We start from the raw sequence: 24,281 nt of genomic DNA on the forward strand, positions 1-24,281 counted from the left end.
TCAGGCGTGAGCTGCGATGGGTTCGATCACCGGTTGTTCCCGATGCTCGGCTTGCCAGAGATCGTAATCGGTTTGAACGCCTAGCCAAACGCGGGCTTTACCGATGCCTGCCCGCTCCAGCCGTACCGCCAGATCCGGACTGATCGGCGCGTGCCCGTGCAATACACGAGAAAGGTGAGGGCGAGCGAACCCGAGGTGTCGTGCCAATTCGGTGACGCTGATGCCCAGTTCGGGCAAGACATCCATCAGCAGTGTTTCACCGGGGTGTGGCGGGTTGTGCATGGGCATGGGCCTGCCTCCTGTCAGTGGTAGTCCAGATAATCAATCAACTCGATATCCGAACCTGCAAATCGAAAGATAACCCGCCAGTTTCCGGAAACACTGAGCGACCAATACTCGGCAAGCTCCCCCTTCAGTGGATGCAGGCGCCAACCGGGGAGGTCCAGGTCTGTGGGAGCCGCTGCGCGATCCATGAACTGGAGCATGCGCGACAACCGTTTTGCGTGGTCGGCGCGAATCCCGCGAGTCGAACCTGTTTCATAGAAGCCACGAAGGCCTTTGTGCTGAAAGGATTTGATCATGCGGCGAGTGTAAGGCGATACCTTACACTCAATGCGGTATCTATGTACCGCACCTCGCCGACTAATTTGTGCCTGGCTTGCCGTTTGGCGGGATGAAGTCCTGTAACTAGGCCTTCACTTCCTCCACCGGCACATGCATCCGGTCGCGGCTGGCGAGCGTCGGGAACAGTTTGATCCACGTTCCGGTCACCACCAGGGTGCCGATTCCGCCCATGACCACCGCCGGCACGGTGCCGAACCAGTGGGCGGTGAGGCCGGATTCGAATTCGCCCAACTGGTTCGAGGCGCCGATGAACAGGCCGTTCACCGCGCTGACCCGGCCGCGCATTTCGTCCGGGGTTTCCAGTTGGACGAAGGAGGCGCGGATCACCATGCTGATCATGTCCGCCGCGCCGAGTACCACCAGTACCGCCAGCGAGAACCAGAACGAAGTCGACAGGCCGAACGCGATGGTGGCCACGCCGAACACGCCGACGGCGGTGAACATCACGCGGCCGACGTGGCGCTCCACGGCAAATCGCGCGAGGAACAGCGACATCCCCAACGCGCCCACGGCCGGTGCCGAACGCAGCAGACCGAGGCCCCACGGGCCGGTCAGCAGAATGTCCTTGGCAAACACCGGCAGCAACGCCGTGGCGCCGCCGAGCAGCACGGCGAACAGATCCAGCGAGATCGCCCCGAGAATGTCCGGGCGGCTGCGAATGAAGCGAATCCCTGCCAGCAACGAATCCAGGGTGGCCTTGCCCTTGTTCAACGGTGTCTGCCGCGCGGGCAGGTTGAGCATCAGCGTGCAGGCGATGACATACAGAATCACCGTCGGGCCATACACCCAGACGCTGCCGAAGGCGTAGAGCAGGCCACCGAGGGCCGGGGCGACGATGGTTGCCGATTGCTGAGCCGACTGAGCGGCCGCCACCGCCCGTGGAAACAGCGCACTGGGCACGATGCTCGGCAGCAGTGCCTGGGTGGTCGGCATCTCGAAGGAGCGCGCCGCGCCGAGCAGGAAGGCGAGGATGAAGATCATTTCCCGGGTGACCTGATCGGTGGCGCTGCCGATGACCAGGGAAAGTGCGATCAGCGCCTGCAAGGACTGGCAGATAGCCGCGACCTTGCGCCGGTCATAACGGTCGGCGACATGCCCGGTGTGCAGCATGAACAGCACGCGCGGGGCGAATTCCACCAGACCCACCAGACCCAGATCGAGCACGTTGCCGGTCAGTTGATAGAGGTTCCAGCCGATGGCCACAGTGAGCATCTGAAAACCGCTGGCGGTGAAGATCCGGGCCAGCCAGAACGCGAGAAACGGACGATGGTGACGTAACAGCAAAGGCGCTTGGCTGGGCATCTGGAGGCAGGTCTGGTTCGTGGGGGAACCGCGAGGTTATCACCAGTCTGTAACAGGAAGTTGCTATGAAAAAAAATTTAATTAGCCAGACATCGATTTTCCCGAAACCATCATCGATTCGACCCTGGGATGTATTTCAGAGCGTTGCAGGCGTTATGAGGCAACTTGTCACGCGGCAAAAGACCACGCGGTTCGTCGTCGGAAATGGGACTACTCTTTCTACGTTGATTGATCCAGATCAAGACCCATCACGGAATTGACCCGGCCACCAGTCGGCAGGAACCCTGCGTTGCGATGCCTGTAAAAAAAAGAACGAATCCGAATTCGCCGCACTCCATACCCGTGGGGGCAGTGGTGCAAGGCCAGCCAGCCTTGTAACCGTTATCTGATAGAGGAAAGCTTATGTTCGGTTTAGAGGCTCTGGATCTCGCCCGAATTCAGTTCGCGTTCACCATCTCGTTCCATATCCTGTTTCCGGCAATCACCATCGGCCTGGCGAGTTACCTGGCGGTACTCGAAGGTCTGTGGTTGAAGACCGGCAACAACACCTACCGTGACCTCTACTATTTCTGGTCGAAGATCTTCGCCGTCAACTTCGGGATGGGCGTGGTTTCCGGTCTGGTCATGGCCTATCAGTTCGGCACCAACTGGAGTCGCTTCTCGGATTTCGCCGGCTCCGTCACCGGGCCGTTGCTGACCTATGAAGTGCTCACGGCGTTCTTCCTCGAGGCGGGGTTCCTGGGGGTGATGCTGTTTGGCTGGAACAAGGTCGGGCGCGGTCTGCACTTCTTCTCCACGGTGATGGTGGCGATCGGCACGCTGATCTCGACCTTCTGGATTCTCGCCTCCAACAGCTGGATGCAGACGCCGCAAGGCTTCGAAATCGTCAACGGCCAGGTCATCCCGACCGACTGGCTGGCGATCGTGTTCAACCCCTCGTTCCCGTATCGCCTGATGCACATGGCGACTGCCGCGTTCGTTGCCACTGCCTTCTTCGTCGGCTCGTCGGCGGCCTGGCACTTGCTGCGCGGCAAGGACAACCCGGCGATCCGCACCATGCTCTCGATGGCGATGTGGATGGCGCTGATCGTCGCGCCGATCCAGGCCGTGATCGGCGACTTCCACGGCCTCAACACCCTCGAACATCAGCCGGCGAAAATTGCCGCGATCGAAGGCCACTGGGAAAACGTCGGCGACGAAGCCACGCCGCTGATTCTGTTCGGCTGGCCGGACATGAAAGAAGAGAAAACCAAATTTGCCGTCGAAATCCCGTACCTCGGCAGCCTGATCCTGACTCATTCGCTGGACAAACAGGTGCCGGCGCTCAAGGAGTTTCCACCGGAGGACCGGCCGAATTCGACCATCGTGTTCTGGTCGTTCCGGATCATGGTCGGTCTCGGTTTCCTGATGATTTTCACCGGCCTCTGGAGCCTGTGGCTGCGCAAGCGCGACACGCTCTACACCTCGCGGCCGTTCCTGTACCTGGCGTTGTGGATGGGGCCATCCGGCCTGATCGCGATCCTCGCCGGCTGGTTCACCACTGAAATCGGCCGCCAGCCATGGGTGGTCTATGGCTTGATGCGCACGGCGGATGCTTCGTCGAATCACAGCTTCATGCAGATGAGCATCACCCTGATCATGTTCGTCGTGGTGTATTTCGCGCTGTTCGGCGCAGGCCTGGGCTACATGATGCGCCTGGTGCGCAAAGGGCCGAAAACCGACGAAGGCAAGGAAACCAACCACGGCGGTCCTGGCCAGAAACGCACGCCGGCTCGTCCGCTGTCTGCTGCTGACGACGATGTCGAGCACAGCCCCAGCCTGACCAAGGAGATTTGAGTCATGGGTATTGATCTTCCGCTGATCTGGGCCGTGATCATCATCTTCGGCATCATGATGTACGTGGTCATGGACGGCTTCGACCTGGGGATCGGGATTCTTTTCCCGTTCATTCCGGGCAAGACCGATCGCGACGTGATGATGAACACCGTCGCCCCGGTCTGGGACGGCAACGAAACCTGGCTGGTACTGGGCGGCGCGGCGTTGTTCGGCGCGTTTCCGCTGGCCTACTCGGTGGTGCTTTCGGCGTTGTACCTGCCGCTGATCTTCATGCTGGTGGGGCTGATTTTCCGGGGTGTGGCGTTCGAGTTCCGCTTCAAGGCCAAGGACGACAAGCGCCACTTGTGGGACAAGGCGTTCATCGGCGGTTCGGTGGCGGCGACGTTCTTCCAGGGCGTGGCACTCGGCGCGTTCATCGATGGCTTGCCGGTGGTCAACCGCCAGTTCGCCGGCGGCTCGCTGGACTGGCTGACACCGTTCACGATGTTCTGCGGCGTCGCGCTGGTGGTGGCGTATGCCTTGCTCGGCTGCACCTGGCTGATCATGAAGACCGAAGGCAAGCTCCAGGAGCAGATGCATGACCTGGCCCGGCCGCTGGCGTTCGTGCTGCTGGCAGTGATCGGCATCGTCAGCATCTGGACGCCGCTGGCCCATCCGGAAATTGCCTCGCGCTGGTTCAGCCTGCCGAACCTGTTCTGGTTCATGCCGGTGCCGATTCTGGTACTGGTGGCGATGTATGGCCTGATCCGCGCGGTGGCGCGCAATGCCAACTACATGCCGTTCCTGCTCACTCTGGTGCTGATCTTCCTCGGCTACAGCGGCCTGGGCATCAGCCTGTGGCCGAACATCGTGCCGCCGTCGATCTCGATCTGGGACGCCGCCGCACCGCCGCAGAGCCAGGGCTTCATGCTGGTCGGCACACTGTTCATCATCCCGTTCATCCTGGGCTACACCTTCTGGAGCTATTACGTGTTCCGCGGCAAGGTCACCCATGAGGACGGCTATCACTAGTCTGTAGAGCCCTGTTGGAGCGCGCCTGATGCCCGGCGCGTTCCGACGATGGCATCGGTTGCGACGCCATCGTTCTGGAAGAGGATCGAAGCAATGAGCGGCAAACATTCCCTGCACGACATTGAAGAAGCCGAAAAAAAGCCGCTGTGGCAGCGGCTCGGCTGGTTGGCCCTGATCTGGGTGGGTAGCGTCGGCGCTCTGTTCATCGTCGCCAGCCTGATGCGCATGTTCATGAACGCGGCCGGCCTGACCACTCACTGACACACCGCACATCCCACCCCGCTGCCTATGGCGGGGATTTACGACCCTCCGTCTGGAGGGTTTTTTTTGTCCGGATTATTTGCGCGCCTTGAGGATCACGAACTTCGGTGTCGCCGCCACTTGCTCGACACCCCGAAACAGCCGCGCCAGTTTGCTGTGATAACCCAGATGACGGTTGCCGACGATGTATAGCGCGCCGCCCACCACCAGCGCTTCGCGGGCCTGCTGGAACATGCGCCAGGCGAGAAAGTCGCCAACCACTTGCTGTTGGTGGAAGGGCGGGTTGCACAACACCACGTCCAGCGATTGCGCCGGTTGTCCGGCCAGACCGTCACCGGCACGCACGGTGACGTCACGTTCGCCCAGCGCTGCACGCCAGTTTTCGGCCGCCGACTGCACGGCCATGAACGACTCGTCCACCAGCGTGTAATGGGCATCGGGGTTGTGCAGGGCGCTGGCGATGGCCAGCACGCCATTGCCGCAACCGAGGTCGGCGACGCGCGCAGCTCCGAGGTTTTTCGGCAGGTGCGGGAGGAAGGCGCGAGTGCCGATGTCCAGGCCTTCGCGGCAGAACACGTTGGCGTGGTTGAGCAGCTCGATCGCTGGCTCATCGAGGCGATAACGGCTCGGATAGGGCGACACGGCGGGCGTTTTGTCTTCTGGCGTGGCGATCAGCAAGCGTGCCTTCTTCACCGCCAGCGAAGCCTGCACCGGCCCGATGTAGCGTTCCAGCAGATCACCGGCCGCACGTGGCAAGTGCTTGATCATTGCCGCCGCGATGACCTGGGCGCCGGGCGCCAGTTGGCCTTGCAGGCGAATCAGTTGTTCCTCCAGCAGCGCCAGCGTCTTCGGGACGCGGATCAGCACCCGGTCGAACGGCCCGACCAACGGCTCGCTGGCCGCAATCGCGCGTACCGCGTCGAAGGCCTGACCGTTGCGCAGCAGGTTTTTCTCCAGCCCCTGGAAGCCGAGAAACGAATCGCCGCTGCTGCTGACCTGCACCTTGCCCGTCAGGCTGATGGCGAGGGCGCCGAAACTGTCGTTGAGCACCAGTACCCGGGTCTGCGCGGTCGGCTGCTGTGCGGCCAGATGATTGAGCAGATACTCGTCGGCGGCATCGAAAGCCTGCAGCGGCTCGTTCTGCTGTTCGGGCTGGCGGATCAGGTCGAGTTGGGCGAAGGGGGTATCGAGCAAAGGCATGGGGCGGGGACTCTGGGTAATCGACGGATGTCCCGCGGCCCAGGGTGTCGTGCGGCGGAACCGTCTGAGTGGACTTCGGCGTGCGGGGCACGTCATCACTCAGAGAGGCTGCGAATGGTACGTTTTTTTTGGGGCTAATACTCGTCTGTTTTAAGAGATGAAAGGGAAAACGGCTAGATGATTCCGGCCTTGGCGGCGGCGATAACGGCGGAGATCTTGTTGCAGACGTTGAGCTTCACGATCATGTTCTGTACGTGATAGTTCACGGTGCGTTCGCTCAGATTGAGGATTCTGGCGGTTTCGTAGGCGGTCTTGCCGGAGGCACACAACTTCAGCACCTCGATTTCCCGGGGCGATAACCGCGCCTGGCGGTTTCTGCTCGAGCGCATGGGCAGCGTGCGGGCGAACAACTCGCTCAGGTGGCTGGTGACGTAGAACATGTAGCCAAAGTGTTCATACAGTTCCAGCGGGCTGATCGAACAATGCGGTCTGGCCAGACTCAGAATACTGCACAGGCCACTTTCCTCATGATGAAACGATTGCGACCATCCATGTTTCAAACCTTGATCCTGAAGTTTCTCCCATAAGCCAGGTATGTTTGAGAATATTTCTTCTTTCCAGATAATCGGCAACATTGAGCGATTGCAATGTGATATTACCGGGTCGATTTCTTCGTAACTTTTTTCTTCATATTGTTGATTCCACGTCCGTGGGTAGTTGTTGATATGCAAGGGCTTGAACGAACTGCGTTCAGGCGAAGTAATTGAAATGCCACAAAAACTGAAGCCGATGTTCTTCGCGAAGTTCAACAGAATCGGGAAGGCTGTATCGATTCCCTTGGCGAAGGTCAGCTGTCTTATTTGTGACTCCTTCCACATTTCCATTTGAAGTCTCCGGATTTGACGCTTGGGGGAGCAGTTGGATCCAAAAATCGCTGCACGGAAACGAGTGTAGGACGCTTCCTCTATATATGTTTAAATTTTTTTGCTCTTGAACAGTGTATTTAATTGAGTATTTTCTTTTATGCGAAGTTTTTTTATATGAAGGCTGGCATTTGAAGGCTGAATTGTAATACATGGTTAACAGTTATATTTGTCCAATACCTGTACAAACTCTGGGTGTTTAAAAAGCTTTTATTGAGCAACACTGATGGCATTTGAAGGAGTGCCACATGACTGCCAGCGTGGAAAAATTCAGCCGCCAGACCTTGCTCGATGTACAACCGTTGACGCCGAGCCTGTTCACCCTGCGCACCACACGAGACGCGGGGTTCCGTTTTCGGGCAGGGCAGTTCGCCCGGTTGGGCGTCACCAAGGCCGATGGCAGCACGGTATGGCGCGCTTATTCCATGGTGTCCTCGCCGTTCGACGAATTCCTCGAGTTCTTTTCCATCGTGGTGCCGGGGGGCGAGTTCACCAGTGAGCTGAGCCGGCTTCAGGTGGGCGATACGCTGCTGGTGGACCGGCAAGCCTTTGGCTACCTGACCCTGGACCGCTTCACCGACGGCCGCGATCTGTGGCTGTTATCCACAGGCACGGGGGTGGCGCCGTTTCTTTCGATCCTGCAGGACTTCGAGGTCTGGGAGCGATTCGAGCGGATCATCCTGGTGTACAGCGTGCGGGAAGCACGAGAGCTGGCTTATCAACGGTTGATCGCTGAACTGACCCAGCGCGATTACCTGGCCGAATACGCGCACAAGCTGCAATTCATTGCGACGGTCACCCGCGAAGCGTATCCCGGCGCGCTGAACGGCCGAATCACCACGCTGATCGAAAACGGCGAACTGGAGCGCGCGGCCGGTGTGCAACTGAATGCCGAACACTCGCGGGTGATGCTGTGCGGCAACCCGCAGATGATCGACGACACCCGGGCCTTGCTCAAACAGCGGCACATGAGCCTGGCCCTGACGCGCAGGCCCGGACAGATAGCGGTTGAAAACTACTGGTAAAAAAAACGGCGCCTGGAGCGCCGTTCTTCATGGAGAAGGGTTCAGGGCCGGTTGTTCTGGGCCTTGAGCAGGTCGCGGATCTCACCCAGCAACTCTTCTTCCTTGGTGGGCACCGGCGGCAGTGTCGGGGCCACGGCTTCCTCGCGCTTGAGGCGGTTGATGGCTTTGACGCCCATGAAGATCGCGAAGGCGACGATCACGAAATCCAGAATGCTCTGGATGAACTTGCCGTAGGCCAGCACCACAGCGGGTGCGCTGCCCTCGGCCGCTTTGAGCGTGATAGCCAGATCGCTGAAATCCACTCCGCCGATCAACAGACCGATTGGCGGCATGATCACATCGCCGACAAACGACGACACGATTTTGCCAAACGCAGCACCGATGATGATACCGACGGCCATGTCGACCACATTGCCTTTGACCGCGAAGGCCTTGAACTCACTTAGCACGCCCATAGGTTATTTCCTTGTTACAGATGAGTTTGGTGTACGCAGTGTAAATCAGCAAAACGCGTCCTGCGCGAAACACCTTCTTACAATGCCCGTTTTTATCGACACATTAATCGACGATTAGTTTGCAAAGTGCCACTAATCGCGCGCGAAATAAACTGTAATGGGCTGATGTTGAAGAAAAATTTATCAATCATCCGTTTACGATCTTTCTATTTATGTTTGTGCAGAACGCCCTCTAGCCTCTGTCTGGCGCACCTGGATGCGTACCAAAACAACAGAGGATCCTGATATGACTCCCACTTTTCGCCTTGGGGTTTTTCCCCATCGCCGCAGTCTCGGTGTACTCACCGCCAGTCTCATGGCCTTCTCCGTGAATGCCGCGCCACTGACCCGTGATAACGGCGCGGCAGTCGGTGACAACCAGAATTCGCAGACGGCCGGCGCCACTGGCCCGGTGCTGCTGCAGGATGTGCAGTTGATCCAGAAGTTGCAGCGTTTCGACCGCGAACGCATTCCGGAGCGCGTGGTGCATGCCCGTGGTACTGGAGCCCATGGCTCGTTCACCGTGACCAACGACATCAGTGACCTGAGCAAGGCCAAGGTCTTTGCCGCCGGGCAGGTCACCCCGGTGTTCGTGCGCTTCTCGGCGGTGGTTCATGGCAACCATTCCCCGGAAACCCTGCGTGACCCTCGCGGTTTTGCCACCAAGTTCTACACGGCGGACGGCAACTGGGATCTGGTCGGCAACAATTTCCCGACCTTCTTCATCCGCGACGCGATCAAGTTCCCGGACATGGTTCACGCCTTCAAACCTGATCCGCGCACCAATCTGGACGATGACTCACGACGTTTCGACTTCTTCTCCCATGTTCCTGAGGCGACCCGTACGCTGACCGAGTTGTACTCCAACTCCGGGACGCCGGCGAGTTATCGGGAAATGGATGGCAACAGCGTGCACGCCTATAAGCTGATTAATGCCAAGGGCGATGTGAACTATGTGAAGTTCCACTGGAAAAGTTTGCAGGGCGTCAAAAACCTTGATCCGCAAGAAGTCGTCAAAGTCCAGGGGCAAGACTACAGTCATATGACCAATGACCTGGTGGCGAATATCGCAAAGGGCAATTTCCCGAAATGGGACTTGTACGTTCAGGTTCTAAATCCGAAAGATTTGTCCAAGTTTGATTTCGATCCTCTGGATGCAACCAAGATCTGGCCGGGCATTCCTGAGCGAAAAGTTGGACAAATGGTGTTGAACCGTAATCCACAAAACGTGTTCCAGGAAACCGAACAAGTTGCCATGGCCCCCTCGAATGTCGTGCCCGGTATCGAGCCGTCGGAAGATCGCTTGTTACAGGGGCGGATATTCGCTTACGCCGATACACAAATGCATCGTCTGGGGGCCAACTCGTCGCAGTTGCCGATCAATGCGGCAAAAGTTGCCGTGAACAATGGCAATCAGGATGGCGCGATGAATGCCGGTGCCACGCAGTCGGGCGTGAATTACCAGCCGAGCCGTCTGCAACCTCGTGAAGAGACCCCGGCAGCGCGTTACAGCCAGTTGGCGCTGGCGGGCAGTACCGATCAGGCGAAGATCCAGCGCGAGCAGAACTTCCGTCAGGCCGGCGACCTGTATCGCTCGTTCAGCAAAAAGGAACGTCAGGATCTGATCGAAAGTTTCGGTGGATCGCTGGCGTCTGCCGATGATGAAAGCAAGCACATCATCCTGTCGTTTTTGTACAAGGCTGACCCGGAATATGGTGCCGGTGTGAGCAAGGTTGCCAAAGGCGATCTCGACCGGGTGAAAGCGCTGGCGGCGAAACTTTCCGACTGACGGCATCGCACCACGCAAAACGGGGCCTGACTTTCAGGCCCCGTTTTGCGTGGTGTTGTCCTTGTGCTCCGGTCGCCCTTGGCTGGGGTATCATCGCGGTTTTTGCCGGGGGATCAGATGGCCAAGGCCAAGCGCATGTACGGCTGCACCGAGTGCGGCGCAACCTTTCCCAAGTGGGCCGGCCAGTGCGGTGAGTGCGGGGCCTGGAACACGCTGACCGAAACCATGGTCGAGAGCGGCGGCGCTGCGGCGCCAAGCGGTCGCACCGGTTGGGCCGGGCAGCAGGCGCAGATCAAGACGCTGGCCGAAGTCAGCGTCGAAGAGATTCCGCGTTTTTCCACCGCGTCCGGTGAACTTGACCGGGTGCTGGGCGGCGGTCTGGTGGACGGTTCGGTGGTGCTGATCGGCGGTGATCCGGGTATCGGCAAATCAACGATCCTGTTGCAGACCCTGTGCAACCTCGCCAGAAGCATGCCGGCGCTGTACGTCACCGGCGAAGAGTCCCAACAGCAGGTGGCGATGCGCGCCCGCCGGCTGGGCCTGCCCCAGGATCAACTGCGGGTGATGACCGAAACCTGCATTGAAAGCATCATCGCCACCGCCCGTCAGGAGAAACCCCGGGTGATGGTGATCGACTCGATCCAGACCATTTTCACCGAACAGTTGCAGTCGGCCCCCGGTGGTGTTTCCCAGGTGCGCGAGAGCGCGGCGCTGCTGGTGCGTTATGCCAAGCAGAGCGGCACGGCGATTTTTCTCGTCGGCCACGTGACCAAGGAAGGCGCGTTGGCCGGGCCGCGCGTGCTGGAGCACATGGTCGACACCGTGCTGTATTTCGAAGGCGAGTCCGATGGCCGTTTGCGTTTGTTGCGAGCGGTGAAGAACCGTTTCGGCGCGGTCAACGAATTGGGTGTGTTCGGCATGACCGACAAGGGCCTGAAAGAAGTCTCCAACCCCTCGGCGATTTTTCTGACCCGTGCCCAGGAAGAAGTGCCGGGCAGCGTGGTGATGGCAACCTGGGAAGGCACCCGGCCGATGCTGGTGGAAGTCCAGGCGCTGGTGGATGACAGCCATCTGGCGAACCCGCGCCGGGTCACGCTCGGGCTGGATCAGAACCGTCTGGCGATGCTGTTGGCGGTGTTGCACCGCCATGGTGGCATCCCCACCCATGACCAAGACGTATTCCTCAACGTGGTCGGCGGGGTGAAGGTGCTGGAAACCGCCTCCGACCTGGCGTTGATGGCAGCCGTCATGTCCAGCCTGCGCAACCGGCCATTGCCCCATGATCTGTTGGTGTTCGGTGAAGTCGGACTGTCCGGCGAGGTGCGCCCGGTGCCGAGCGGTCAGGAGCGCTTGAAGGAAGCGGCCAAGCACGGTTTCAAACGCGCGATCGTGCCCAAGGGCAACGCGCCGAAGGAAGCCCCGGCGGGGTTGCAGATCATTGCCGTGACGCGCCTGGAGCAGGCGCTGGACTCGTTGTTCGAGTAATCGCTCGGCGAGCGATCTATCTGTGGGAGCGAGCAAGCCTGCTCCCACACTGGATTGGCGGTCGGCGCTAGATAACGATCAACGCGGCCAGTTCACGTTCCAGCTCGGTTTCGTCAGCCAGATTGAGTTCGATCAAGCGCCGCAGGCGCTGGATCGATTCGAGGCTGATATGTCGGCAGACAAACCCCAACTGCCCGTGATCTTCGTGCGCCAACTGCACGTCCATCTCGATATCGACCTCATCGCTCAGATGAATGTCGACGTAGAAGTCCTGTTCCGGATCGCCCAGCCAAGGCTCCGGCCGCTCGATCAGCAAGCCCTTGAGTGACAGGTCGATCAGCTTCACCGGCCAGATGAATTGACCCTGACTCAGCTCGGTTCTGGCATCGAACGCGATACGTTTGAAGCGGCGACGCTCTGCTGGGTGCTCGCTCATGGCGCAATCCTCACGAAGGTAGGCTGACTATAGACCTGTCCGGTGACAGGTTGCCAATGGGGAGCGGGTGCCTAGACCAATGTCGGGTATGGCCTTTGCCGTCAACGGGGCTAAACTCGGGGTGGCTGTCTTTCTGTCCAACCTGGCTGGAATAAAAAAATGAAAAATAATAATAGCCCGCTGCGCCACTTACCCTGGCTAGTGCTGGCAATCGTAGGAGCGTGCGCCCTGGGCGTAGTGGCATTGCGCCGAGGAGAGGCGATCAACGCCTTGTGGATCGTGGTCGCTGCCGTGGCCATCTATCTGGTTGCGTACCGTTACTACAGCCTGTTCATCGCTAACAATGTGATGCAACTCGATCCGCGCCGGGCCACCCCCGCCGTGCTCAACAACGACGGTCTGGACTACGTTCCGACCAACAAACACATTCTTTTCGGTCACCACTTCGCGGCGATTGCTGGTGCAGGGCCGCTGGTCGGTCCGGTTCTGGCGGCGCAGATGGGCTACTTGCCCGGCACGCTCTGGCTGATCGCCGGCGTGGTGCTCGCGGGCGCGGTGCAGGACTTCATGGTTCTGTTCATGTCGACCCGGCGCAACGGCCGCTCCCTTGGCGACATGGTGCGTGAAGAAATGGGCCGCATCCCCGGCACCATCGCGCTGTTCGGCTGCTTCCTGATCATGATCATCATCCTCGCGGTGTTGGCGCTGATCGTGGTTAAAGCGCTGGCCGAGAGCCCGTGGGGCATTTTCACGGTGATGGCGACCATCCCGATCGCGATGTTCATGGGCGTCTACATGCGCTACATCCGCCCGGGGCGCATCGGCGAAATCTCCATCATTGGTGTGCTGTTGCTGCTGGGTTCGATCTGGCTGGGCGGGCAGGTCGCCGCCGATCCGGTGTGGGCCAAGGCGTTCAGCTTCACCGGTGTGCAAATCACCTGGATGCTGATCGGTTATGGCTTCGTCGCTGCCGTACTGCCGGTGTGGCTGATTCTGGCCCCGCGTGACTACCTCTCGACCTTCCTGAAAATCGGCACCATCATCGCCCTGGCGATCGGCATCCTGATCACCATGCCCGAGCTGAAAATGCCGGCGCTGACCCAGTTCGTCGACGGCACCGGCCCGGTGTGGAAGGGCGGCCTGTTCCCGTTCCTGTTCATCACCATCGCCTGTGGTGCGGTGTCCGGTTTCCATGCGCTGATCTCTTCCGGCACCACGCCGAAGCTGCTGGATAACGAAACCAACGCCCGCTACATCGGTTACGGCGGCATGCTGATGGAGTCGTTCGTGGCGATCATGGCCATGGTTGCCGCGTCGGTGATCGAACCGGGCGTGTACTTCGCCATGAACAGCCCGGCGGCCGTGGTCGGCGGGGATGTGGTGGCCGTCGCTCAGGCCGTCAGCGGCTGGGGCTTCGCCATCACTCCGGATGCCCTGCAAGCTGTGGCTCACGACATCGGCGAAACCACCATCCTGGCCCGTGCCGGCGGTGCGCCGACCCTGGCGGTCGGTATCGCGCAGATTCTGCACAGTGTCCTGCCGGGTGAGAACACCATGGCGTTCTGGTACCACTTCGCAATCCTGTTCGAAGCGCTGTTCATCCTGACGGCTGTCGACGCCGGTACTCGTGCCGGGCGTTTCATGCTGCAGGATCTGCTCGGCTCTTTCGTGCCGGCGCTGAAGCGTACCGAATCCTGGACCGCCAACCTGATCGCCACCGCCGGTTGTGTGGCGATGTGGGGCTGGTTGCTGTACCAAGGCGTGATCGATCCGCTGGGCGGCATCAATACCCTGTGGCCGCTGTTCGGTATCTCCAACCAGATGCTGGCCGGTATCGCGCTGATGCTCGGCACCGTCGTGCTGATCAAAATGAAGCGCCAGCGCTACATTTGGGTCACCTTGCTGCCGGCGGCCTGGCTGCTGATCTGCACCACCACCGCAGGCTTCATCAAGCTGTTCGACGCCAACCCGGCGATCGGCTTCCTGTCGCTGGCCAAGAAGTACAGTGATGCGCTGGCCGCCGGTCAGGTCATTGCCCCGGCCAAGAGCATCGATCAGATGCAGCACGTGATCTTCAACGCCTACACCAACGCAACACTGACCGCGCTGTTCCTGTTCGTGGTATTCAGCATCCTGTTCTATGCGCTCAAGGTCGGCATCGCCGCCTGGGGCAAAAAAGAGCGTACGGATAAAGAATCGCCATTCCAGGCGCTGCCGGACGCGTAACCAGAGGATTGCACGATGTTCAATGACCTGAGTCGCCTCGGTAAATACCTCGGTCAGGCCGCGCGCCTGATGGTCGGCATGCCCGACTACGACACCTATGTCGAGCATATGCAAAGCAAACACCCGGACAAGCCGGTGATGAGCTACGAGGTGTTCTTCCGCGAACGCCAGGAAGCCCGTTACGGTGGCAAGGGTGGGCCGAAGTGCTGTTGAGCCGCTGATCGCGGTTCACCAGAAGTGAGGTGGGAGCAGGTCTTTCGGCCTGCTCCCATTTTTATTTGTGCAATTGAAGGAGATCGTGTTTTGTCCTCTCCCATCCCGGTCACGGTGCTCAGCGGATTCCTCGGCGCCGGCAAGACCACCTTGCTGCGCCACCTGTTGAAAGCCGAGCACGGCCTGAAAATCGCCGTGATCGAAAACGAATTCAGCGACGCCGGCATCGATACCCAGTTGCTGGGTGACGAGCCGGTGCAAGTCATGACCCTGGCCAACGGCTGCGTCTGCTGCACCATCCACACCGACCTGACCAAAGCCCTGTACTTGCTGCTCGAGCGTCTGGACAGCGGCGAAATCGCCTTTGATCGCCTGGTGATCGAATGCACCGGTCTGGCCGATCCGGCGCCGGTGGCGCAGACCTTTTTCATCGACGAAGAACTGCGCGAGCGTTATTTGCTCGACGGCATCATCACCCTGGTGGACGCTGCCCACGCCGAACTGCACCTGACCCAGACCATCGCCCAGGCACAGATCGGTTTCGCCGACCGCCTGCTGGTGAGCAAGACCGATCTGGTGGACGAAGCGACATTCACTGCGCTGAGCGAGCGCCTGACCCGGATCAACCGTCGTGCGCCGATCCGTGTGGTCGAGCATGGCAACATCGATCTGGCCGAACTGCTCGATGTGCGCGGTTTCAATCTCAACGCCGACCTCGGTGGCGGTGTGAACCTGCGCCCGGTGAGCAAGGCGCCGTCCATCGACCGGATTTCCAGCCTGGTGCTGCGCACCGACCAGCCGCTGGATATCGATCAGCTCAGCGCGTTCATGAATGAACTGCTGGAAGAACATGGCAAGCAATTGCTGCGTTACAAGGGCGTGCTGAACATCGCCGGAGAAGATCGGCGTCTGGTGTTCCAGGGCGTTTTGAAACTCTATGGTTTCGACTGGGATACCGAGTGGGCCGAGGGCGAGGCGCGGGAAAGCGTGATTGTGTTCATTGCCGACGACTTGCCGGAAGAGAAAATCCGGGCGGGCTTTGCCAAAGTGGCGGCGAACTGAGTCCGCCGCTGCCTCAGTGAGTGGAGCCGCTGAGAATCGTCTGCTCCAGATGGTCCAGATGACGGTTCATCAGCGATACGGCCATGGCCGCGTCATCACGCTCGATCGCATCGACGATCCGGGCGTGATCCTGCCAGCCGCAGCAGCTTTGTGTGGTTTCAGTGCATCGCGCAATCGCCACTGACGTCAGCGGCACCAGCGTGCCGAGAAAGTGCGCTAATGGTGCATTTCCAGCCATTCTCGCCAACTGCAAATGAAACTCTCCGGACAGGCGAATCGCTGCCCCGCGTCGATGTTTATCCACAGCCTGGTGCTCAAGTTCGATCAAGGCTCTCAGGCGTTGCAAATCTTCAGCCTGTGCGTGCTGACAAGCCAGCGGCACCAAGGTGCTTTCGGCCAGGCGCCGGGCGTGCAGGGTCTGACGGGTCTGCTCGGCGTCCGGCCCGGCAACGCGCGGTCGATGGTTCGCCCGCAGCACAATGATCTGCTCATGGGCCAACTGCGTCAGCACCCGACGAACATCCGCGCGGCTGACGCCGAACATCTGCTTGAGGCTTTCTTCGGTGAAGCGGCTGGCCGCATCGATGCGCTGGTCGAGAATCGCATCCAGCAGGCGCGGGTACAGATCGTCCGCCGGTGCCTGCAAGCGGGAGAAGGGCAGGGCAGCCGAGGTCTGGCGAGGGTGCGACGTGGCAAGGCTGTTCATGGCCGTTCTCCTGTGAAAGGGCTTCAGTTGCTCAGATGGTCATCCGGAATGTTCAGCTCGATGCCCATGCGCTGGCCTTCACGCAGGATATGCCGGCGCATTTCGGCGCTGGCCTGGGCGCTGTTCTTGCTGCGGATCGCGCGCACGACCGCTTCGTTTTCTTCCAGGCGTTCGGCCAGATGCTCCGGCGAGTTGCGCAGCACTTCGGCGCTTTGCTTGAGGGCGTTGCTGGTCTGCTGCACCACACTCTGGAAAATCGGGTTCGAGGTCAGGGTGAACAGTTCTTCGTGGAACGCGACGTAGGCGCTGACGCCGGCCTCGCTGTCACCGGCGTCGAGGGCTTCGCGCATGTCCATCAGGGTCAGGCGCAGTTGCCCGACTTCCTTGCTGCTGATCGATTGCGCCACCAGACCGACGATGAACGGTTCGAGGGTGTAGCGCAGTTGCAGCACATCTTCGAGGCTGGCACCGGCCACCGCGCTGTCGTGGCTCGGGTTGTCGCTCGGTTGGGCGTCGAGCACCACCACGCCTTTGCCCGGCATCGAGCGCACCAGGCCGAGGGTTTCCAGCACGATCACCGCTTCGCGCAGGCTCGGGCGGCTGATGCCGAGTTGTTCGGCCAGTTCGCGCTGGCCCGGCAGCATCTCGCCGGAGCGCCACTGACCACGGGCCAGCGCAGCGCGGAGTTTTTCTACCACTGAGTTGACGACGGTTGATGAAGTAATCACGTATTGGCTCCATGCGCCGTGCCTGCACGATGGCAGGCACGGCGTTCATTCAGAATTCTTGCTGGTGGGCGGTCCCCACCGGTTTTCTCGGCTGAAAGGTATAGCCCTGCTGGCCGCTGAGCACCTTGTTCGCCCGTTGCACATCGATGTCTTTTTCCCAGCGCGCGATGGCCACGGTGGCGACGCAGTTGCCGATCAGGTTGGTCAGTGCCCGGCCGATGCCCATGAACCAGTCCACCGCCAGCACCAGCACCAGGCCGACCACCGGGATCGCCGGAATCGCCGTCAGGGTCGCCGCCAGAATCACCAGCGCCGAGCCGGGGATACCGTGGGCGCCCTTGGAAGTGATGAGCGACACCAGCAGGATGGTCAACAGATCGGTCATGGCCAGTGGCGTACCGGTGGCGTTGGCGATGAACACAATGGCCAGGGTCAGGTAGATCGAGAAGCCGTCGAGGTTGAACGAGTAACCGGTGGGAATCACCAGCCCGACCGTGGAACTGCCGATGCCCAGGTGTTCGAGCTTGCGCATGATCTGCGGCAGCACGGCGTCGGACGACGCGGTGCCCATGACGATCAGCAGTTCTTCGCGCAGGTACTTGAGCAGCGGCCACATGCGCAGGCCGGACAGGCGCATCACCAGGCCGAGAATCAGCGCGACGAAGGAGATGCAGGTCAGATAGAACAGCCCGATCAGGCTGCCCAGGTGTTGCAGCGAGTCGATGCCGTATTTGCTGGTGGTGAAGGCGATGGCGCCGAACACGCCGATCGGCGCCAGTCGCACGATCATGCCCATGATCCGGAAAATCACATGGCTCAGTTCGTTGATCAGTCGCGAGATCCCGGAAGCGGCTTCGCCCACCAGGTTCAGGGCACTGCCGAACAGCACCGAAAACAGCAGCACTTGCAGGATGTTGTTGTCGGCGAAGGCGCCCAGCACCGAAGTCGGGATCAGCTCCATCAGGAACTGGGTGGTGGTGTGCATGTGCTGGCCGCGCTGGGCGATGTCGCCCATGTCGGCGGCGGACAGCTGTTCCAGATGAATATTGGCGCCGCTGCCGATTCCGGTGCTGAAGGCGAAGACCAGGCCGATCACCAGCGCGATGGTGGTGAGGATTTCAAAGTAAATGACCGATTTGAGGCCGATGCGCCCGACCTTCTTCAGGTCACCCGCACCGCTGATGCCGCTGACCACCACGCAGAACACGATCAGGCCGATGAGCATCTTGATCAGTTTGATGAAGCCGTCGCCGAGCGGTTTGAGCTGGGCCGAATATTCAGGAAGGGTCAGCCCGCAGACGATACCGAGCACCAGTCCGAGAACCACTTGGAGGAAGATTGAACGCGAGCACCATCTGAGCATGGGAGGAATCCTGGTCGGTGTCCCGTCTGCCGGCGCCAGGGCGCTCGAATTCAGGACTTAATTATTGTGGTCTTACCGGTATGTCCAGTGCGGGTGCAGTCTAGGCGCTGTTTTTTATGGATCGCAAGTGAAAAATGACGAATTGGCATGACCGGTCTGACCAGTTGTGCGCAATGCCCCGATCTTGAGCGATTGGTGGTGAAAAACTTTTTTGCCGGCGAAAAAAAACCGGCCAATCACTTGGCCGGTTTTCATGCTGCGGATCTAGCGGGGCAATTAAGCGCCGTATACCGGCAGTTTCTTGCAGATGGCTTTGACTTTCTCACGAACGGCGTCGATCACCGCTTCGTTGTTCAGGTCAGCCAGGATGTCGCAGATCCAGCCAGCCAGCTCCTTGCACTCTGCTTCCTTGAAGCCGCGAGTGGTCACGGCCGGAGTACCGAAGCGCAGGCCGGAGGTGACGAACGGGGAGCGTGGGTCGTTAGGCACGGAGTTCTTGTTCACGGTGATGAACGCTTTGCCCAGCGCGGCGTCGGCGTCTTTACCGGAGATTTCCTGCTTGATCAGCGACAGCAGGAACAGGTGGTTCTGAGTACCACCGGACACCACGTCGAAACCGCGCTCGATGAACACGCCGGCCATGGCCTGGGCGTTTTTCACCACTTGTTGCTGGTAAGCCTTGAACTCAGGCTGCAGTGCTTCCTTGAAGCAGATCGCCTTGGCAGCGATCACGTGCTCCAGCGGGCCGCCCTGGGCGCCCGGGAATACCGCGGAGTTCAGCTTCTTCTCGATGTCGGCGTTGGCTTTGGCCAGGATCAGGCCACCACGTGGACCGCGCAGGGTCTTGTGGGTGGTGGTGGTCACGACGTCAGCGAATGGAACCGGGTTCGGGTAGACGCCAGCGGCGACCAGACCGGCCACGTGAGCCATGTCGACGAACAGGTAAGCGCCAACCTTGTCGGCGATGGCGCGGAAGCGCGGGAAATCGAGGATCTGCGAGTAGGCGGAGAAACCGGCTACGATCATTTTCGGCTTGTGTTCAACTGCCAGGCGCTCGACTTCGTCGTAGTCGATCAGGCCGTTGGCGTCGATGCCGTACTGGATGGCGTTGTACAGCTTGCCGGAGGACGAAACGCTGGCGCCGTGGGTCAGGTGACCACCGTGAGCCAGGCTCATGCCCAGAATGGTGTCACCGGCCGACAGCAGGGCCAGATAAACAGCGGCGTTGGCCTGGGAGCCGGCGTGCGGCTGAACGTTGGCGTAATCGGCGCCGAACAGTTCTTTGGCGCGGTCGATGGCCAGTTGCTCAACGACGTCGACGTACTCGCAGCCACCGTAGTAGCGCTTGCCTGGGTAGCCTTCGGCGTACTTGTTGGTCAGAACCGAGCCTTGAGCTTCCATCACCGCAGGGCTGGTGTAGTTTTCCGAAGCGATCAGCTCGATGTGTTCTTCCTGGCGCTGAGCTTCTTGCTCCATGGCGGCAAAAAGGTCGGCGTCGTACTTGGCAATAGTCAAATCACGGCTGAACATGGCGGTCCTCAAGGATCGGGGCAGAAAAGGGGGGCATTCTAACCCAACGGCTTTTGGATGGCATATGAAACGACATCATGTCGCAGACAAGTGGCGTTCATGCGCGGATATGCGGCGTTTGCGCCGACTCTTTCGCCAGCAAGCCCCACCAAGACAATGCATTCCGATGTGTGCGGGCGTGCCCGCGAAGGCGTCTTCAGTCGCGCCGCAAGACGTCAGTCGAACATGAACAGCGCATCGTTGCTGAACTGCGCCTCGAACCGCCCGGACGGCATCGGCCGGCCGAACAGATACCCCTGAACCTCATCGCAGCCATGCTCGCGCAGGAAGTCCAGCTGTTCATGGGTTTCCACGCCTTCGGCGATCACCGCCAGGTTCAGGCTGTGGGCCATGGCGATGATCGCCCGGGCGATCTGCGCGTCCTGCTCGCCGGACGGCAGGCCGTCGACGAACGTGCGGTCGATCTTCAGCACGTCGATCGGGAATTGCTTGAGGTAGTTCAGCGACGAGTAGCCGGTGCCGAAGTCGTCGACCGCGATGCTCAGGCCCAGATTTTTCAGGCCGGCGAGGATCTGCATCGCTTCGCTGACTTCACGCATCAGGATACTTTCGGTCAGCTCCAGCTCCAGGCACGCCGGCGGCAGGCCGGTTTCCCTGAGGATGGTGGCGATCCGCGTACCGAGCTGGCCGTCGGAGAACTGCCGGGCGGAGATGTTCACCGAGACCTTGGGCACGCGCACGCGGTTCTGGTGCCAGGTCTTGAGCTGACGGCAGGCCTCGTCGATCACCCAGTCGCCGACGTCCACCACCAGGCCGAGCTCTTCCAGCACCGGAATGAAATCCCCCGGCGGCACCAACCCGCGTCGCGGATGGCGCCAGCGCAACAGGGCTTCGGCGCCGGTCAGGCGTTTGCCGTCGCCGCTGAACTGCGGCTGGTAATACAGCACGAATTCGTTCTGCTCCAGGGCATGGCGCAGGTCGCTTTCCAGCTCCAGACGCTCCAGGGCGCTGGCGTTCATGTCGGCCTGATAGAACTGGAAGTTGTTCTTGCCGCGTTCCTTGGCGTGGTACATCGCCGTGTCGGCGTTCTTCATCAACTGGCTGAGTTCGTTGCCATCCTGCGGGCTCAGGGCGATGCCGATACTGGCGGTGACGAAGAACTCGCGGCCTTCGAGGACAAACGGTTTCACCAGGCTGGCAAGAATCTGTTCGGCCACATGGATCGCGCGGTTCAGCGCCATTTCACGGCTGGAGCGGTGTTGCAGCAGCAGGGTGAATTCATCGCCGCCCATCCGCGCCACGGTGTCGTCGTCATCGACGCAGGCCAGCAGCCGCGTGGCCATGTCCTTGAGCATGCGGTCGCCGGCGGCGTGGCCGAGGGAGTCATTGATCGGCTTGAACCGGTCGAGGTCGAGGAACATCAGCACCACCCACGACTTCTGCCGCTCGGCCGCTTGCAGCGCGGTGTGCAGGCGATCCTGGAACAGCGTGCGGTTCGGCAGGTGGGTCAGGGCGTCGTAGTAGGCGAGGCGGTGAATGCGCTGCTCGCTGGCCTTGCGCTCGCTGATGTCGCTGAAGAAACACACATAACTGGCGAGGTCGCCCTCGTCGTCGAGCACCGCCGTGATGCCGACCCACGCCGGGTAATGCTCGCCGTTACGGCGTTTGAGCCAGACTTCGCCTTCCCAGGAACTGTGTTGATGCAGTTGTTTGAGCACGTAGCGCAGGTGCGCGTCCTGCTGCTCGTCGACGGTGAGCATGTTGGGCAACTGGTCGAGGACTTCCGCCACCGCGTAACCGCTGACGCGGCTGAAGGCCTCGTTGGCCTGGACAATGTAACCGGCCGGGTCGGTGATCAGGATCGCCGACGTCGAGTGCTCGAATACCGTGGCGGCCATGCGCAGGTCTTTCTCGGCACGGCGCTGCTGGCTGATGTCGCGACCGACGCCGAGCACACCTTCGAAGGCGCCGTGTTCGTCCCACACCAGCACCAGGCGCAGTTCGATCGGAATCTTGCGGCCATCGGCGCGCAGGCAGTCGAACAGGAACATCTGGGTCTGCACCTGACTGCGCAGGAGTGCCAGTTGCTCGGGTTTGTCCAGCGCCTTGCTGACGCGGTCCATCAGTTGATAGATGCCGCTCAGTTGCTGCGGGTTGGCGATGGTCGACTGCCAGCCGTTCTGGAAAATCCATTCGGCGTCGTAGCCGAGCACCGCCTGCACCGACGGGCTGACGTAGTTCAGCGACAGCTTGCTGTCGGTGGAGAAAATCACGTCGCTGATGCTTTCGGCGAGCATCCGGTAGCGTTGCTCGCTGTCGCGCAGGGATTCGCTGGCCTCGATCTGTTCGGTGATGTCCTTGGCGACGCCGATGATCCGCGTGACCTGATCGTGCTTGTCCCGGGCCAGCGCCTGTTCGCGAATGTCGAAGCGCCGCCATTTGCCGTCGCGATGGCGGAAGCGCAGTTGGCATTGCAGCAACTGGCTGTAGCCGGCGTGACGCTGCATCTGGCGTGAGCGGTGGTAATAGTCGGCGTCTTCCGGGTGCAGGAGGATTTCCCAGAAATACTCGCCCATCTGATGCAGTTCGGTGCGGTTGTAACCGAGGGTCTGGCCGAGGTGGTGGTTGCTGAAAATCATCCGCTGGCTGATCACGTCCTGCACATACAGATGATCCGGCACGGTGCGCACCACGTCCGACCAGAATCCTTCGCGCTCGAGCAGTGACAGTTCGATCAGCTTGCGGCTGGTGATGTCGTTGATGCTCAGGATCACCGCCTTGAAGTCGTGGCGCTCCCGGGGCAGGCGCAGCACCAGCCACAGATGCTGGTCACGGCCGTTGATGTCCGGCAGCTTGATTTCCAGTTCCAGTTGTTTCTGCTGCTGGAGCACGGCGTCGAGCACTTGATTGCCGATGGCGCATTGGCTGTGCGGCTGGCCGTCGATCAACAGTTGCCAGGCGTGGTCGCTGGAATTGACGTTGAGCAACTGCAGCGCGACCTGGTTGACCTCGGTGACGCGCAACTCCTGCAACAATTGCTGGCGCTGTTGTGGCTGATCGAGCCAGGCCTTCAACTGGTCGCTGGTCTGCAGATTCGCCCGTTCGAACGCCTGCTGCAGTCCCGACAGATCCAGCACGCACAAGGCCACGCCGGTGCCGTCGAAGATGTCCTGATAGCGGCGCCGTCCTTCATGCAACTGGCGCTGGCGGCGGCGCATGTTGAGCAGGGCGATGAACGGCAGCAGCGAGAACGCCAGGCCCAGCAGGCATTTGCCGATGAAGGCCGGCAGCAGTTGCTCAAGCACCCGCTGGCGGTCGAACAGCCCGCGCAACTGCCAGTCGCTGCTGCTCAGCGGCACGGTCAGCACGCTGTTGGCAAGATCGTCCGGGCTCAGGGTGCTGGTCTTGGTCGAAGGCAGGGCTTCGTCGCGGCTGATGATCTGATGATTGATGCGGTTTTCCACCAGCCACAGCGGGCGGATGCCGGTGTCGGCCTGTTTGACCAGCGCATCGAAAAAGGTCGGGGTCAGGCGCAATGCCCAGTAACCGCGGGTGCTGCCGCTGGCCTGGTGCAGCAGCAGATGCACCACCGAGCCATCGTCGGCGTTGCTGAAGTAGTGAGCCTGGGCGCGACTGCGGCGCACCAGTTCGCCCAGGTAATCGGCGTCGTTGCTGGCGGCGGCGCTGTCGCTGAGGACTTTCCCGGACGGGCTGAGCAGCGCCACGCTGAGCAGGTCGGGCAGCGATTGTTGAAGCTTGCGCAGCAACGCCTGCTGTTCGTCGGCTGACTGCGGTTGTTCGACGATCGGTAGCAGATTGAGCGCGATTTGCGCGTTCAACGCCATGTTCAGGCTGACCTGGGAGGCGAGATCGGCGGTGTAATCGATGGTGTACTGGCGCTGGTTGGTCTGGGTTTCGCGCAGTTGATCGAGCAGTTGCCAGAACAGCAAGGCCAGCAGCAAAAGCACCAGAGTCGCCAGCGCGCCCTTCAATGTCCCGCGCAGGGGCGAGCCGGGCGCCGGTAGGGTGCTGCTCACAGAGGCTGGCGGAGTGACGTTGGACAAGCT

At 60.6% G+C, this 24,281-nt stretch carries 21 protein-coding genes; 9 read left to right on the forward strand and 12 right to left on the reverse strand.

Translation table 11 applies throughout. From position 1 onward, the window contains the following. The 3 genes from N8H74_RS18850 to N8H74_RS18860 all read right to left on the reverse strand — a co-directional run bounded on the left by N8H74_RS18850 (position 1) and on the right by N8H74_RS18860 (position 1,926). Positions 1-288 (reverse strand): HigA family addiction module antitoxin, encoded by a 288-nt coding sequence (locus N8H74_RS18850; protein WP_217830094.1) that lies wholly within the window; start codon positions 286-288, stop codon positions 1-3. A gap of 14 nt (positions 289-302) precedes the next feature. Further along, entirely contained in the window at positions 303-581 is a 279-nt protein-coding gene (locus tag N8H74_RS18855; protein WP_217830093.1) for a type II toxin-antitoxin system RelE/ParE family toxin, read from the reverse strand. Between the two features lie 106 nt (positions 582-687). Next, complete coding sequence (locus N8H74_RS18860) at positions 688-1,926, reverse strand: MFS transporter (RefSeq protein ID WP_262149402.1); 1,239 nt, start codon at positions 1,924-1,926, stop codon at positions 688-690. A 402-nt stretch (positions 1,927-2,328) separates the two neighbouring features. On the opposite strand from N8H74_RS18860, the gene N8H74_RS18865 reads away from it, so the two are divergent. The 3 genes from N8H74_RS18865 (at position 2,329) to N8H74_RS18875 (ending at position 5,034) form a co-directional block, all read left to right on the forward strand. Further along, positions 2,329-3,762 (forward strand): cytochrome ubiquinol oxidase subunit I, encoded by a 1,434-nt coding sequence (locus tag N8H74_RS18865; protein ID WP_262149403.1) that lies wholly within the window; start codon positions 2,329-2,331, stop codon positions 3,760-3,762. A gap of 3 nt (positions 3,763-3,765) precedes the next feature. After that, positions 3,766-4,773, forward strand: coding sequence for a cytochrome d ubiquinol oxidase subunit II (gene cydB / locus N8H74_RS18870; RefSeq protein WP_262149404.1), 1,008 nt, complete (start codon positions 3,766-3,768; stop codon positions 4,771-4,773). Between the two features lie 93 nt (positions 4,774-4,866). Next, entirely contained in the window at positions 4,867-5,034 is a 168-nt protein-coding gene (locus N8H74_RS18875) for a DUF2474 domain-containing protein (protein ID WP_217830089.1), read from the forward strand. A 75-nt stretch (positions 5,035-5,109) separates the two neighbouring features. Here the strand turns inward: N8H74_RS18875 and N8H74_RS18880 are convergent, their stop codons facing one another. Together N8H74_RS18880 and N8H74_RS18885 are read right to left on the reverse strand one after the other, a co-directional pair. Then, positions 5,110-6,234: a class I SAM-dependent methyltransferase gene (locus N8H74_RS18880; RefSeq protein ID WP_262149407.1), complete on the reverse strand. Its 1,125-nt coding sequence runs from the start codon at positions 6,232-6,234 to the stop codon at positions 5,110-5,112. A gap of 173 nt (positions 6,235-6,407) precedes the next feature. Beyond that, positions 6,408-7,118, reverse strand: coding sequence for an autoinducer binding domain-containing protein (locus N8H74_RS18885; RefSeq protein WP_262149409.1), 711 nt, complete (start codon positions 7,116-7,118; stop codon positions 6,408-6,410). Between the two features lie 287 nt (positions 7,119-7,405). Between N8H74_RS18885 and N8H74_RS18890 the strand changes: the two genes are divergently transcribed. Beyond that, positions 7,406-8,182, forward strand: coding sequence for a ferredoxin--NADP reductase (locus N8H74_RS18890; protein WP_217830086.1), 777 nt, complete (start codon positions 7,406-7,408; stop codon positions 8,180-8,182). A gap of 41 nt (positions 8,183-8,223) precedes the next feature. Here N8H74_RS18890 and mscL read toward each other — a convergent pair whose 3' ends face one another. Then, positions 8,224-8,637, reverse strand: coding sequence for a large-conductance mechanosensitive channel protein MscL (gene mscL, locus N8H74_RS18895; protein ID WP_217830085.1), 414 nt, complete (start codon positions 8,635-8,637; stop codon positions 8,224-8,226). 286 nt (positions 8,638-8,923) lie between these two features. On the opposite strand from mscL, the gene N8H74_RS18900 reads away from it, so the two are divergent. Together N8H74_RS18900 and radA are read left to right on the forward strand one after the other, a co-directional pair. After that, on the forward strand, positions 8,924-10,465 hold the full coding sequence (locus N8H74_RS18900) for a catalase (RefSeq protein ID WP_262149411.1): 1,542 nt from the start codon (positions 8,924-8,926) through the stop codon (positions 10,463-10,465). A 117-nt stretch (positions 10,466-10,582) separates the two neighbouring features. After that, a complete protein-coding gene (gene radA / locus N8H74_RS18905; protein ID WP_217830083.1) occupies positions 10,583-11,950 on the forward strand; it encodes a DNA repair protein RadA in 1,368 nt (455 codons plus the stop codon). Positions 11,951-12,017: 67 nt separating this feature from the next. On the opposite strand, the gene N8H74_RS18910 is transcribed toward radA, so the two are convergent. Continuing rightward, positions 12,018-12,386: a PilZ domain-containing protein gene (locus N8H74_RS18910; protein ID WP_262149413.1), complete on the reverse strand. Its 369-nt coding sequence runs from the start codon at positions 12,384-12,386 to the stop codon at positions 12,018-12,020. Positions 12,387-12,545: 159 nt separating this feature from the next. On the opposite strand from N8H74_RS18910, the gene N8H74_RS18915 reads away from it, so the two are divergent. The 3 genes from N8H74_RS18915 (at position 12,546) to yjiA (ending at position 15,887) form a co-directional block, all read left to right on the forward strand. Then, a complete protein-coding gene (locus N8H74_RS18915) occupies positions 12,546-14,612 on the forward strand; it encodes a carbon starvation CstA family protein (RefSeq protein WP_217830081.1) in 2,067 nt (688 codons plus the stop codon). Positions 14,613-14,627: 15 nt separating this feature from the next. Next, positions 14,628-14,825 carry a YbdD/YjiX family protein gene (locus tag N8H74_RS18920; protein WP_217830080.1) on the forward strand — a complete coding sequence of 66 codons (198 nt, stop codon included), beginning with the start codon at positions 14,628-14,630 and terminating at the stop codon, positions 14,823-14,825. A gap of 90 nt (positions 14,826-14,915) precedes the next feature. Further along, entirely contained in the window at positions 14,916-15,887 is a 972-nt protein-coding gene (gene yjiA / locus N8H74_RS18925) for a GTPase (RefSeq protein ID WP_262149416.1), read from the forward strand. A 13-nt stretch (positions 15,888-15,900) separates the two neighbouring features. Here the strand turns inward: yjiA and N8H74_RS18930 are convergent, their stop codons facing one another. The 5 genes from N8H74_RS18930 to N8H74_RS18950 form a co-directional block, all read right to left on the reverse strand. After that, on the reverse strand, positions 15,901-16,593 hold the full coding sequence (locus N8H74_RS18930; protein ID WP_262149418.1) for a GntR family transcriptional regulator: 693 nt from the start codon (positions 16,591-16,593) through the stop codon (positions 15,901-15,903). A gap of 23 nt (positions 16,594-16,616) precedes the next feature. Next, a complete protein-coding gene (locus N8H74_RS18935; RefSeq protein WP_262149420.1) occupies positions 16,617-17,321 on the reverse strand; it encodes a FadR/GntR family transcriptional regulator in 705 nt (234 codons plus the stop codon). 49 nt (positions 17,322-17,370) lie between these two features. Beyond that, positions 17,371-18,684, reverse strand: coding sequence for a C4-dicarboxylate transporter DctA (locus N8H74_RS18940; protein ID WP_262149422.1), 1,314 nt, complete (start codon positions 18,682-18,684; stop codon positions 17,371-17,373). A 276-nt stretch (positions 18,685-18,960) separates the two neighbouring features. Further along, a complete protein-coding gene (gene glyA, locus N8H74_RS18945; protein WP_217830075.1) occupies positions 18,961-20,214 on the reverse strand; it encodes a serine hydroxymethyltransferase in 1,254 nt (417 codons plus the stop codon). Positions 20,215-20,429: 215 nt separating this feature from the next. Then, complete coding sequence (locus N8H74_RS18950; protein ID WP_262149441.1) at positions 20,430-24,278, reverse strand: bifunctional diguanylate cyclase/phosphodiesterase; 3,849 nt, start codon at positions 24,276-24,278, stop codon at positions 20,430-20,432. Positions 24,279-24,281 lie beyond the last annotated feature (3 nt).

It is taken from the genome of Pseudomonas sp. B2M1-30, from assembly GCF_025447575.1.
Classification (GTDB): Bacteria; Pseudomonadota; Gammaproteobacteria; order Pseudomonadales; family Pseudomonadaceae; genus Aquipseudomonas; species Aquipseudomonas botevensis.